We start from the raw sequence: 12,169 nt of genomic DNA, 5'->3' as shown, positions 1-12,169 counted from the left end.
GGTCAGCATGAGCCTCGTTGAGCGTCTGCGTCGCTGCTATCCGGCGTCGACACAGCCCGCCGACAGTGCGCGATCCGCTGGCGCTGCAGGGGAGCGCTCGGGGTGGAGCGCCGATCAGCTCGTGCGAGCACTTCGACGGCAGATCAGCCAGCTCGAGCGCGCGCGGCCAGCGGCAGGAGCGCGGCCGGCGCCACGGGCTCCTGAGCCCTTCTCGGCGCCGGACTACCCGGCGGCCGCGACCCCAGCGCTGATCGCCGACGCCGCGCTGCTCGAGCGGATCGGCGCGCTCGCAGCGCTTTCAACGGGTCCGCGACGCTCTCCCCCGGCGCCGGCGGCGCTGCGCGTGCCCGTCGACCCCGAAAGCGCCGCAGCGTGGTGCACCGAGGATCATCGCGACCCGGCGCGAGGGCTTGCTGCGGAGGAGGTGCTCTTCCTCGATACCGAGACCACCGGACTGGCTCGCAGCGCCGGCACGGTGGTCTTCCTCATCGGCGTGGGGGGCTTCTGGGGACCGGGTGGTAGCCTCGCGATCGACCAGCTCTTCGTCGAGCACCCCGAGCGCGAGGCGGAGGTACTGCGGGCCCTGGCGCCCTATCTGGCGCGCGCGCGCCTGCTCGTCACCTTCAACGGCGCGAGCTTTGACCTTCCGCTGCTACGCGTACGGGCGGCGCTCCATCGTGAGGCGCTGCAGCTGGCTCAGGCCCACCTCGACTTGCTCGCGGTCGCGCGCTACCACTTCGGCGCGCGACTCAGCAACTGCCGGCTGGTGACGATCGAGCGCGAGCTGCTCGGTCTGGCGCGCGAGCACGACATCGACGGTGCGGACGTGCCCGCGCTTTATGCTGACTTCCTCCGTCATGGCCGGCGCGCGGGGATTCAGCGGATAGCCGAGCACAATCATCGCGACGTCGGCTCGTTGGCGCTCCTGCTCGAGCGCCTGACGCGGCACGTGCTCGATCCCTTGCAATGGGCAGAGGACGCGGCGGAGCTCTGCGCCACCGGCATCCGACAGCTGCGCCGGGGTGACGCGGCGCTCGGCGAAGCCTGTCTGCAGCGCGCCTTGACGAGCCGCTTGCCAGGACATCTCCGCCATCGGGCCACCGTGGCACTCGCTGCTCAGCTACGCCGCACTGGGCGCTCGAGGGCGCTCGAGGTCCTGTGGGAAGGGTATCGCCAGGCGCTGCCGCAGAGCAGCAGCGCGCAGGTGGCGCTGGCGAAATACCATGAGCACGTCACCGGTGATCTGGCGCGGGCAGCCGCGCTGCTGCGAACTGCGCCCGCCCTCGCGGTGGGCGATTCGGCGCTGCTCCACCGCCTGCGGCGCCTTCAGCGCAAGCTAACAGCCCGTTGATCGATTGCGGACCGAGCGAGGTATAGAGCTGCGGCCCGAGGGCAAGGAGCGGAAACGTGGCCATAGCGCTGCTATGGGTAGTTTTCGCGACGCCGACCTCGGGTCGCAGTGCTGTGCCTCGCGACGGGAGCAATCGATCAACGGGCTGCTAAGCGCGGTGACGAGGGCCGAGCCGGCAGCGCCGATCGGCGCCTAGCAGCGTTCGTGGGCGCAGACGCGCCCCGTGGCGCGGCACAAAGCAGAGGCACAGCCCCAGCCTCTCCTCGTCAGTCGCGTCCCGCGTCTGGCTCCTGCTACGCGGAGCTCCGATCGTCGCACGAGACACTCCGAGCTGGTGCGGCGAGCAGTCGGAAAGCAGCAGCTCGATTCGCGGACCTGAGGCGTGAGTGGGCCTGTCGATTTATGGCTTGACAGAAAACCAGTATGCGGGCGTACTAAAGAAGCAATGCCAATAAGCGGAGGTGCCTCATGTCAATGCGTCGAACTGTCAGTGGAGCGGGGCTTGGTCGGGCGCTGCAGGTAGCTCGTCTCGGGGCTTTGGTGGCTCTTGGCGCCCTGGTCGGCTGCGAGGGCCTGGCGGATGACAGCGCGCTGAGCACGCCGCCGGCGGTGCGGGCGCAGGCCGCGAGCAACAGCAGCAACGCGATGAACGCGATGAACGCGATGAACGCGATGAACGCGATGAACGCGATGAACGCGATGAACGCGATGAACGCGATGAACGCGATGAACGCGATGAACGCGATGAACGCGATGAACGCGATGAACGCGATGAACGCGATGAACGCGATGAACGCGATGAACGCGATGAACGCGATGAACGCGATGAACGCGATGAACGCGATGAACGCGATCAATGTCGGCAACCTGCTGATTCCCTCGACGACGCTGACGGACTTCTCCGAGTACACCTTCGCTCAGACCGAGGTGGTCTGCCCACCGACGAAGCTACCCTACACGCTGCCGACGGCCCTGCCGGATGGCACGCGCGACGTCGAGCTGGTGCTGCCGCGCTGGAATACGCTCAAGACCCAGGTCGAGCGCGTCTACGAGGCCTGCTGCCCCAGCCCGCCCTGCAGCAGCCCCTGTCTGCCGCTCAAGGTCAACATCGCCGAGGACTTCGACGGCAACGGCACTCCCGAGACCACCGTCAGCCACGAGGTCTTCTCCGCCCAGGCGCTGGCCTGTGCCGACAAGGCCTACCGCCCCGTCCTACTGCATCCGGTGACCGGCCCCGAGGTCCAGGCGCTCAACGGCGACGGCACGATTCCGACCTTCGGCACCTTCTTCCGCTACTTCTGCGTCAAGGCCTTCGACGAGACTGCCCGCCAGAGCCGCTACTTCTGCGGCCGCGGCCGGCTGGCCAACGGCATCGCCGGCTATGCCGTCAAGCCCAACACGCTCTCGCCCTACCCGATGATGGTCAAGGCGATCACCTGGGGCGCCAACACCTGGAACGCCCACTTCGAGCTGATCCAGGCCCACCTGGGCGCGATCATCGAGCGGACCCAGCCCGGCACGCCGGCCAACGGCTACGCGCTCGACAACGCCTGGAACCTCAACCCCGTGGACAATCACAGCGACGGCACCAGCAAGGCAGCCGACTTTCTCGCCGCGCTGGCGCTCAAGACCGCCACCAGCCGCTCCGGCGTACAGGTCAGCCCCTACAACAACGCCGACAAGACCGGCGGCAGGGCCTTTGATTACGCCAAGCTCAACCAGTGCGAGCCCGGCTACAACACGCCCGACCTGGCCTCCAAGGGCACCGTCAGCAATGGGCTGCTGCTCGACCTGTCAGCGGCGCCGTGGTACCGGCAAAACTGCACGTGGGCGACCGACTGGGGCGTGCCCGAGCTCGCCCCAGTCGCCGTCAGCGGCACGAGCTGCAGCAGCTTCCCCGTCGGCACCGGCGCCAACCAGGCGCGGCTGGGCCTCAATCTCTACGACACGGGCACCGCCCGCCGCTGCCCGAGCTTCGTCACCTGCCAGCCCGGCCAGGCCTGCTGCGTCGGCCGTTTCGACACCGGCACCAACGGAACCTGCGTGGTCAAGACCGACGGTACCGTGTGGTGTTTTGGCGGGCAGTATGGGGTGCCCATACCGACCGGGCCGGTGACCACCGCGAACGGCGTCCTGGACAAGGTGCTGGAGGTGGCCGTCGGGGATAACCACACCTGTGCCCGTCGGTCAGATGCCACCGTGTGGTGCTGGGGCGTGAACTGGGCTGGGCAGCTCGGTCGGGGCACCATCAACAGCGGAAGCTTCGAAAGGCTTCCCGCCGCGCCGGTCAGCGGCCTGGAAAATGTTGCCCAGGTCGCGGTGGGGGAAGACCACGCCTGCGCGCGGCTCAACGACGGCACGGTCCGCTGCTGGGGCTACGTCAGTACGCGTGGGGCGCTCGGCGACGGATCGGCGAGCGACTACAGCCTCAGTCCCGTCGCGGTCGCCGGCCTGAACGGCGTGGTCGAGGTTGGGGCAGGCGGGCAGTACTCGGGCCATGGCTGTGCGCGGCTCGCCGATGGGAGCGTGCGCTGTTGGGGCACTGGCGGCGCGCTCGGCGACGGCACGACCCTTCGCCGCCTCACGCCGGTGGCCGTCAACGGGATCACCAATGCCACGGGGCTCGCGGTCGGTGGCGGTGCAGGCGCTGCAGTGCTGGCGGATGGCACCGTGCGCACCTGGGGCAGCCCTTGGTACGGTCAGCTCGGCGACGGCACGACGGTGGGCGGGACCCTGCCGGTGGTGGTCAGCGGCATCACCAACGCCAAGCAGGTTGCTGCGGCGGACGGCCACACCTGCGCGCGGCTCGCGGATGGGACCGTGCGCTGTTGGGGCTACAACGTCGTTGGCCAGCTCGGTGACAACAGCACCACCAATCGGCTCGTGCCCGTCACGGTCAGCGGTCTGACCAACGCCACCGATCTCGCGGTGGGCGATGCCGGGACGAGCTGCGCGCGCTCCGCCGACGGCCTGCTGCGTTGCTGGGGCTGGAACTACAATGGCTTCGTCGGCGACGCAGCCAGCACGAACCGCAAGGTCCCCGTCGTGGCCAAGGTGATCCGGTGCGACAAGGACGACGGCGTATGTTCGGCCAACGAGACCCAGCAACTCAGCCCCGGCGACTGCCGCTCGACAAGCTGCGGCGACGGCAAGTGCTCCGAAGCGGAAACGCCTGCGAGCTGTCCTGCGGACTGTCCCGCCCTTTCCTTGCCGAGAACGGTCTCCTCCCACGCGTGTTATCGACAAGCGAGCGACGGCCGATGGCGCTGTTGGGGCGCCAACAGCTTCGGCCAGCTCGGCGACGGCACCACCGTCAGCCGCTCCACGCCGGTGCTCGTGTCGGCAGTAGGCACCCCCATTGAGCTCGCACTCGGGGGGAGCCACACCTGTGCCCGCTACGCGGATGCCACAGTGCGCTGTTGGGGCCAGAACAGCTCCGGCCAGCTCGGCGACGGCACGACGACGGACCGACGCGCGCCGGTGGTCGTCAGTGGCCTGACCGGGGTCACCGGGATCGTGGCCGGGGGCACCTCCACTTGCGCCGTGCTCAACACGGGAGCGGTGAAATGCTGGGGCTTTGACCCTCGCTGCCCGAGTTGCAGCGGAAGCACCACCCTCAGCCCCAGTCTCACGCCGGTGGCGGTCAGCGGTTTGACCCAGGTCGCCGAGGTGGTGATCGGCTACGGGCATACCTGCGCCCGACGAACCGACGGCACCGTCTGGTGCCTTGGGGGCAATTGGGGTTATTCGGTCGGCGACGGGGTTCGCACCGTAACGACGCGCCTGGCGCCTGTCCAGGTCACCGGACTGAGCAGCGTCGTGAAGCTTGCCGCGAGCCTTTCGGCGAGCCACACCTGCGCAATCAAGACGGACGGCACCGCGTGGTGCTGGGGGGAAAACCAATTCGGCACGCTTGGTGATGGCACAACTGCCGATCGTGAGGCGCCCGTACAGCCGAGTGGGCTCACACAGGTAGCGGACATTGCGGTCGGTTCAGACCAAACCTGTGCGCTCAAGACGGACGGCACCCTCTGGTGCACGAGCAATTCCGCGCCGCGCGTCTTCACGCAGGTCGTGGACCTGCCCCCGGTCGCGCAAATCGTGCCTTCGACCGGCTACTTAGCCTGCGCGCGGTTGACCGATGGACGCCTTCGCTGCTGGGGATGGGCGGACCAGGGCAAGCTCGGAAACGGCCTATTCGCCGGCCAGATCGTTCGGCCAGGCACCGAGGTGCTGATCTGCGGCAACGGCATCTGCGAGTTCGGCGAGAAGCTCAACAATAGCTGCGCCGCCGACTGCACGCCGGTGATCGGCGACTGCGTCTGCGACCCGCTGCTCGAGGACACCACCAACAGCCCCGCGGACTGCGACCCCAACCGCACCTGCTCACCCACCTTCACCGTCGGCGATGGCAAGTGCTGGATCGCCGCCGGCGAGAGCTGCAGGAACAGCAACGATTGCGGCCCCGCCTGCCCCTAGCCCCGCTCCGCAGCCCTTCCCCACCCTAGCCCTTCCGGGCGTCGCTGGGGTCAGCGCTGCGGCAGATGGGGCGCGGGATCGATCGGCTCCTCGCCGCGCCGTAGCTCGAAGTGCAGGTGGTTGGCGCTGGCGCGGCCGCTGCGACCGACCTCGGCGATCACCTCGCCACTGCGCACCTGCTGGCCCTGGCGCACGTGATTGCGGCGATTGTGGGCGTAGACGGTGACCATGCCGCCCCGATGGCGCAACAGGATCAGGTTGCCGTAGCCGCGCAGGCCGGAGCCGACGTAGATCACCAGGCCGGGCGCCGCAGCCAGCACAGGGGTGCCTGCGGGGGCGGCCAGGTCGATCCCCTCGTGGACGCGCCCCTCGCGCAGGCCAAAACCCGAGGTGAGACGGCCGCCCTGGAGCGGCCAGGCGAGCGTGATGGGCAGCGTGGTTGGTGCTGGCGGGGTCGCTCGCGCGCGCGGGCTGGAGGAGGCGTGCGCGGGCGCCGGAACGAAGAGGCGTTGTCCGGGCGTGAGCGGGTCGGCGGCGGAAACACCGTTGAGCTCCTCGAGATCGTCGAGGGGCACACGCAGGCGCGCCGCGATCGCCCGCAGGCGTTCGCCGCCTTGCACGGTATACCAGGTGCCGCGCAGAGGCCCTGGGCTGCTCGGCGAGGTCCGAGGGAGAGGCCGAGGCGCAGGCCGAGGCTGCAGCCGACAGGCGCCCAGCGCGCTGAGCCCTGCCAGCAGCACCGTGGCGGCGGCGGGCGACGCTAGTCCTCGCGGTCGTGCCAACCGTGAAGTCCGCGCAGATCGACGAAGCGGCAAGCGGTGTCCTCGCGCCAACTGACGCCCTCGGTCCTGCGCTGGTGGATCTGCAGTGACTGCAGACCTCGACCGGCGCCCACTGGAATCACCAAGCGGCCGCCGCAGCGCAGCTGCGCGAGCAGCGGCGGCGGGACGGCCGGCGCGCCAGCGCCGACGATGATCGCATCGTAGGGCGCTGCTGGCGGAAACCCGAGCGATCCGTCGGCCTCGATGACGGTGACGTTCGCCACCGCCGCGCGTTGGAGGGCGAGCTGGGCGCGGCGCGCCAGCGGGCCAAGCAACTCGAGCGAATAGACCCAGGCGCAGCAACGCGCGAGCACCGCGGCCTGATAGCCGCTGCCCGCGCCGACGTCGAGCACGCGGTCGTCGGCGCGGAGCGCGCAGAGCTCGACCATGCGCGCCACCATGTAGGGTTGCGAAATGGTCTGCCCGAGGCCGATCGAGAGCGGGTGGTCGTCATAGGCTTGGTCGACGTCGGCGGCGTCGACGAAGAGGTGGCGCGGCACGCGACGCAGGGCGTCCAAGACGGCGAGGTCGCGCACGCCGCGCGCTTCGACCTGGTCCTCGACCATCGCGGCGCGGCGGTCGGCAAAGCGCTCGGTGTCGTCTGCCGGCGCTCCCCGAGCAGTCATTCGCTCAGGACCCCTGCCCCCCCGCTCCGCCCGCCGCGGAGCTGAGCAGGCGAGTGAAGCCCGGCACCTCGGCGCCCCAGCCGAAGGCGGGCGTCATGTTCCAATCGAGCCGCACCGGCGTGACCGAGTAGCAGCCGGCGGCGAGCGCCCAGCTGTCGCTACCGACCGGATCAGGCGCGTCCTCCAAGGTGTTGCCGAGCCAGTAATAGGGCGCCCCGCGCGGGTCGACGCGGCGCTCGACGCAGCCGCGGTACATGCGCTGGCCGAGGTGCGTGAGATAGAACGCACGGCTCGGGCGATTCGGCGCATTGACGTTGAGCACGACCCGCGGGGGCAGCGGCCGCGCGAGCACTGCGCGGGCCAGCCCGGCGGCGAATTCGGCGGTCTCCCTCAGCAACCCGTCGAGGGCCGGGCTGAGGTGTTCGAGCGGGTCCCAGGGATTGGCCTTCTGCCACTCCTCGCTGTCCTGCGGTGAGACGTCCGGGATCGAAGGGAGCTGGAGCGAGATCGCGAGCGCCGGGATTCCGCGCAGTGCGGCCTCGACCGCGGCCGCGACGGTGCCGGAGTAGAAGACGTCGGTGCCGAGGTTGGTGCCGTGGTTGATCCCCGAGACCACGAGGTCAGGCCGCCGCGGGCAGATTTCGCAAAGCGCGAGGAATACGGCGTCGGCCGGCGTACCGGTGACGGCGTAGCGCTGCGGACCGAGCGTCCGCACCCGCAAGGGCTCGTGCAGGCTGATCCCGTGGCTGACGGCACTTTGCTGCCGCGAGGGTGCGCAGATCACGACCTCGCCGACCGCACGCAGCGCCTCCGCCAGGCGACTCAGTCCGTCGGAGAGGACCCCGTCGTCGTTGGTTACCAGGATCAGGGGTCGGGTCTGTTGGGTCATTGGCGCAGTGCTTGACGCGATGCGATACGAAATGGGGCGCCGTCGTCCAGGACGCGGCGCCCCCGCTGTCGGGGCGACTGGATTCGAACCAGCGACCCCTTGACCCCCAGTCAAGTGCGCTAACCAGACTGCGCTACGCCCCGATGCGCCGCTTTTCTAGTCCGGCCCCAGCGACGTGTCAACCGCTGCGCGTGGCCGTCAGCGTTCTTTGCGGGTGAGGGCGACCAACTCGCGCAGCTCGGTGCAGAGGTGGCGCAGCAGCGTGCTCACCTCGGCCGGGATCGGGGCGCTCTCGCGTGACAGCTCAGCGATGCGCCGTTTTGCGCCCGAGATGGTGAAGCCGTCCTGATAAAGTAGGCGCTTGATCAGCAGCAGGAGCTCGACCTCGCGGCGGCGATAGACGCGCTGGTTGGTCTGCGTCTTCTGCGGGCGCAGTGCGCCAAACTCGCTCTCCCAGAAGCGGAGCACATGCGGCTTGACGCCGACGAGGCGCGCTACTTCGCCGATCTTGAAGTGCAGCTTATCCGGAAGATCGTGCGCCGTGGCGTCGGCGCACGCGCGGCACTGCGTGCCTTGCGTGAAAGATCACGTCCCACTCGGTAGCGGCTCCCCGCGGTGGCGCAAGCGGCTCGATCGGCGGCGATCGCCTGCGGTGCCGGCGATTAGTCGATCAACCGTTCAGCGCGGTCTTGAGTACCTGACTCGGCTTGAAGGTCAGTACACGACGGGCGCTGATCGTGATCTCTTGCCCGGTCTGCGGGTTGCGCCCGACCCGCGACTTCTTCTCGCGCACGACGAAATTTCCAAAGCCAGAGATCTTGATCTTCTCGCCGACCTCGAGCCGGTCCTTGATCGTGTCGAAGACCGTCTCGACGATGTCTGCCGCTTCCTTCTTAGAGAAGCCACCGACCTTTTCGTAGACGGATTCGATGATGTCCGCTTTCGTCATCTCTGCCTCTCCCTGCCTTTCGGCTCCGACGCTGTGCTGCGCCCGCCTGCGCCGATGGCGGCGCCGCAAGCACGCAAGACTCTGACCAGGCATTCGGGTCGCCGAGATCGCCCAGAGGGGCCGGCGCCCGAGGGCCCAACGCCCGGCAGCCGAGGCCACGCCGTCATCCTGACTCACCGAGTTGGCTGAACAGCGACAGCATGTTCCAGATGGGCTCGCGCTGTCAATCTAAGGGCCGGCTTCGGGCGCGTCGACGCACGGTCGCGTCGCGCTCGCCGAGCGGGCGAGTCGCCGGCTCGCCCTGATCCGGGTTCTGAGGGCGTACCCGCGACGCGCGCGTCAGGCGCGCGCGCGCACCGAATCAATGATCTGGGCGAAGGTCGAGGGATCGGCGACGGCGAGCTCGGAGAGCACGCGGCGGTCGAGCTCGACCCCGGCGGCGCCCAGCATTCCCATCAACCGGCTGTAGCTCATGCCCAACGTCCGCGCGGCGGCGTTGATGCGGATGATCCAGAGGCGGCGGAACTCACGCTTCTTGACCCGACGATCGCGGTACTCGTAGCGCCACGCCCGTTTGACCGTCATCACGGCCTGGCGGTAGACGCGCCGGCGTGCGCCGACGAAGCCCTTGGCTGCCTTGAGGATGCGATTGCGGCGGCGACGGGCCTTGACCCCTCGTTTGGCTCTCGGCATCGGAACGCTCCTGACTAGCTGCCGTAGGGCAGCATGCGAACGACCTTCGCGGTGTCGGAATCAGAGACGATTCCACAGCCACGCAGGTGGCGCTTCCGCTTGGTGGATTTCTTCGTGAGGATATGGCTTCGGAAGGCCCGCTTGTGCTTGACCTTGCCCGAGGCCGTGAAGCGGAAGCGCTTCTTCGCTCCGCTGTTGGACTTCATCTTGATCTTCGGCATCGCGCTCACTCCGCCCGCACTTAGGCGCGGGGAATCTGCCCCTCCAGGCTTAACTTGTCAACGAATTCTGCGAGAGGCAGCGCAGGCAAGGCCGCACCTTGCCGCGGCCGCGGGGCTACCAGCCCGGCGCTCGCCTCGCGGTCGCCGACCACGAGCATGTAGGGCACCTTCTGCAGCTGCGCCTCGCGTATCTTGGCACCGAGCTTCTCGTTGCGTAAATCAGCCTCGGCGCGCAGGCCCGCCGCTCGCAAGGTGTCGCGTACCTGGGTCGCGTAGGCAGCCTGGGCATCCGTCACGTTGAGTACGGTCGCTTGGACCGGCGCCATCCAGACCGGAAAGGCCCCCGCATAGTGCTCGACGAGAATGCCGAAGAAGCGCTCGATCGACCCGAGGAGCGCACGGTGGATCATGATCGGACGATGCTGCCGACCACCGTCCTCGCCGACATAGGTCATGTCGAAGCGCTCGGGTAGCTGGAAATCGACCTGGACGGTCGAGCACTGCCAACGGCGACCGAGACTGTCCTTGATTTTCAGATCGATCTTGGGCCCGTAGAACACGCCGCCCCCGCTGTCGACCTGGAAGGGCACGCCGCTGGCCTCGAGCGAGCGACGCAAGATCGCCTCGGCCTCGTCCCATTGTTCCGTTGTCCCGACGAAGTGTTCCGGTCGCGTGCTCAGGTAGAGCTCGAAGTCCTGGAAGCCGAGGGCGCGCAGCATCCTCAGGCAGAAATCGATCACACGATCGATCTCGCCCGCGAGCTGATCGCGCCGCACGTAGAGGTGTGCGTCGTCCTGCGTGAAGCCGCGCACGCGAAACAGACCGTGCAGCACGCCCGTCCGCTCGTAGCGATAGACCGTCCCCAGCTCGGCCCAGCGCAGCGGCAGCTCGCGATACGAACGCAGCGCGTGCTTGTAGATCATCGCGTGGAAGGGGCAGTTCATCGGCTTCGCCAGATACTGCTGGCCGTCGATGTCCATGCCCGCGTACATGTTCTCGGCATAGAAGTCGAGGTGCCCGCTCTGGCGCCAGAGCGCCTCGCGGGCGAGGTGCGGCGTGTAGACGAGCTGATAGCCGGCGGCCAGGTGCTCCTGGCGCCAGAAGGTCTCGAGCTGGTGGCGCACCAGCGCACCGCGCGGATGCCAGAGCACGAGGCCAGGGCCCGTCAGCTCGTTGATGCTGAAGAGGTCGAGCTCGGTACCGAGCCGCCGGTGATCGCGCAGCTTGGCCTCCTCCAGCAGCGCGAGGTGCTGCTCGAGCTCGGCAGGCGCGAAGAACGCCGTGCCGTAGATGCGCTGCAGCATCTTGTTGCGCTCATCGCCGCGCCAGTAGGCGCCCGCCACCCCGGTCAGCTTCACCGCCTTGAGCAGCCCGGTGCTTGCCACGTGCCCGCCGCGGCAGAGGTCGACGAAGGCGCCATGCTGGCAGACCGTCACCGGCTCGCCTGCAGGAATCGCATCCAGCAGCTCCAGCTTGTAGTCCTCGCCCAAGGAGGCGAAGAGGATCCGTGCCTCGTCCCGCGCGAGCTCGCGCAGCTCGAAGGGGTGATCGGCGGCAATGATCGTCGCCATCTCCTGCTCGATCCGCGCGAGATCGGCGTCGGCGAAGGGCTCGGGTACGTCGAAGTCGTAGTAGAAGCCCTGCTCGATCGGCGGACCGATGGTGATCTTGGCGGCGGGAAAGAGGCGCTTGACCGCATCGGCCATCACGTGGGCGGCGCTGTGTCGGAGCCGATCGAGGTCGCTCAGCGTATTCGGCGCAGTCACCGGCGGCGGCGCAACTGCGACCGGCGGCGTAGCGGACGCGGTGGTCGAGGCGTCGCATGGATCGCCGCATGGATCTGTCGGCTGTCGTTTGTCTTGCATTGTTACCATCCCCAGAAGCGCTGCCGACGCGGCGCGAGACGCTGCATCGGGATGCAGCGCAGCCCTCGGCTCCCCCCGCCTCCCGCCGGCAGGCCCGGCAGACTTGGGTACCTGACTCTGCGCCGGGGGTTGCGCGCGGCGGCGCGCCAGGACAGTCGTGGTAGGCACGGGCGGGATTGAACCGCCGACCCCTACCGTGTCAAGGTAGTGCTCTCCCACTGAGCTACGTGCCTGTCCTGTTCGGTTAATTAGACGTCGCGACCAACGCCGTCAAG

Annotated in this window: 10 protein-coding genes and 2 tRNA genes; 2 read left to right on the top strand and 10 right to left on the bottom strand. The window is 68.6% G+C overall.

Going from position 1 to position 12,169, the window contains the following annotated elements:
* Positions 1-7 precede the first annotated feature (7 nt).
* A complete protein-coding gene (locus IPL40_05060; GenBank protein MBK8480525.1) occupies positions 8-1,351 on the top strand; it encodes a ribonuclease H-like domain-containing protein in 1,344 nt (447 codons plus the stop codon).
* 474 nt (positions 1,352-1,825) lie between these two features.
* Positions 1,826-5,830 carry a hypothetical protein gene (locus tag IPL40_05055; protein MBK8480524.1) on the top strand — a complete coding sequence of 1,335 codons (4,005 nt, stop codon included), beginning with the start codon at positions 1,826-1,828 and terminating at the stop codon, positions 5,828-5,830.
* A 50-nt stretch (positions 5,831-5,880) separates the two neighbouring features.
* Here the strand turns inward: IPL40_05055 and IPL40_05050 are convergent, their stop codons facing one another.
* From IPL40_05050 to IPL40_05005, 10 genes are all read right to left on the bottom strand, one after another.
* Entirely contained in the window at positions 5,881-6,450 is a 570-nt protein-coding gene (locus tag IPL40_05050) for a peptidoglycan DD-metalloendopeptidase family protein (protein ID MBK8480523.1), read from the bottom strand.
* A gap of 140 nt (positions 6,451-6,590) precedes the next feature.
* The gene (locus IPL40_05045) at positions 6,591-7,277 is read right to left on the bottom strand and encodes a protein-L-isoaspartate(D-aspartate) O-methyltransferase (GenBank protein ID MBK8480522.1); all 687 of its coding nucleotides are present in this window, start codon (positions 7,275-7,277) and stop codon (positions 6,591-6,593) included.
* Between the two features lie 4 nt (positions 7,278-7,281).
* On the bottom strand, positions 7,282-8,166 hold the full coding sequence (surE, locus tag IPL40_05040; GenBank protein MBK8480521.1) for a 5'/3'-nucleotidase SurE: 885 nt from the start codon (positions 8,164-8,166) through the stop codon (positions 7,282-7,284).
* 68 nt (positions 8,167-8,234) lie between these two features.
* Positions 8,235-8,309: transfer RNA gene (locus IPL40_05035), tRNA-Pro, on the bottom strand.
* Positions 8,310-8,364: 55 nt separating this feature from the next.
* The gene (locus IPL40_05030; GenBank protein MBK8480520.1) at positions 8,365-8,685 is read right to left on the bottom strand and encodes a MerR family transcriptional regulator; all 321 of its coding nucleotides are present in this window, start codon (positions 8,683-8,685) and stop codon (positions 8,365-8,367) included.
* A 151-nt stretch (positions 8,686-8,836) separates the two neighbouring features.
* Complete coding sequence (locus tag IPL40_05025) at positions 8,837-9,115, bottom strand: integration host factor subunit alpha (protein MBK8480519.1); 279 nt, start codon at positions 9,113-9,115, stop codon at positions 8,837-8,839.
* A 339-nt stretch (positions 9,116-9,454) separates the two neighbouring features.
* On the bottom strand, positions 9,455-9,808 hold the full coding sequence (gene rplT, locus IPL40_05020) for a 50S ribosomal protein L20 (protein MBK8480518.1): 354 nt from the start codon (positions 9,806-9,808) through the stop codon (positions 9,455-9,457).
* A 14-nt stretch (positions 9,809-9,822) separates the two neighbouring features.
* Positions 9,823-10,029 (bottom strand): 50S ribosomal protein L35, encoded by a 207-nt coding sequence (gene rpmI / locus IPL40_05015; GenBank protein ID MBK8480517.1) that lies wholly within the window; start codon positions 10,027-10,029, stop codon positions 9,823-9,825.
* A 20-nt stretch (positions 10,030-10,049) separates the two neighbouring features.
* Positions 10,050-11,903, bottom strand: a complete 1,854-nt coding sequence (thrS, locus tag IPL40_05010; protein ID MBK8480516.1) for a threonine--tRNA ligase — start codon at positions 11,901-11,903, stop codon at positions 10,050-10,052.
* 149 nt (positions 11,904-12,052) lie between these two features.
* A tRNA-Val gene (locus tag IPL40_05005) sits at positions 12,053-12,127 on the bottom strand.
* Between the last annotated feature and the right edge of the window lie 42 nt (positions 12,128-12,169).

It is taken from the genome of Pseudomonadota bacterium (assembly GCA_016711215.1).
Classification (GTDB): Bacteria; Myxococcota_A; Polyangia.
Note: the sequence above shows the minus strand (reverse complement) of the source record. Positions and strands in the feature narration are given on the sequence as shown.

Bases quoted from the DNA above. Each gene is read 5' to 3' on its own strand.
- IPL40_05025 (MBK8480519.1), bottom strand. From the start codon at position 9,115: ATGACGAAAGCGGACATCATCGAATCCGTCTACGAAAAGGTCGGTGGC.
- IPL40_05045 (MBK8480522.1), bottom strand. From the start codon at position 7,277: ATGACTGCTCGGGGAGCGCCGGCAGACGACACCGAGCGCTTTGCCGAC.
- rplT (MBK8480518.1), bottom strand. From the start codon at position 9,808: ATGCCGAGAGCCAAACGAGGGGTCAAGGCCCGTCGCCGCCGCAATCGC.
- rpmI (MBK8480517.1), bottom strand. From the start codon at position 10,029: ATGCCGAAGATCAAGATGAAGTCCAACAGCGGAGCGAAGAAGCGCTTC.
- IPL40_05055 (MBK8480524.1), top strand. From the start codon at position 1,826: ATGCGTCGAACTGTCAGTGGAGCGGGGCTTGGTCGGGCGCTGCAGGTA.
- IPL40_05060 (MBK8480525.1), top strand. From the start codon at position 8: ATGAGCCTCGTTGAGCGTCTGCGTCGCTGCTATCCGGCGTCGACACAG.
- surE (MBK8480521.1), bottom strand. From the start codon at position 8,166: ATGACCCAACAGACCCGACCCCTGATCCTGGTAACCAACGACGACGGG.
- thrS (MBK8480516.1), bottom strand. From the start codon at position 11,903: ATGGTAACAATGCAAGACAAACGACAGCCGACAGATCCATGCGGCGAT.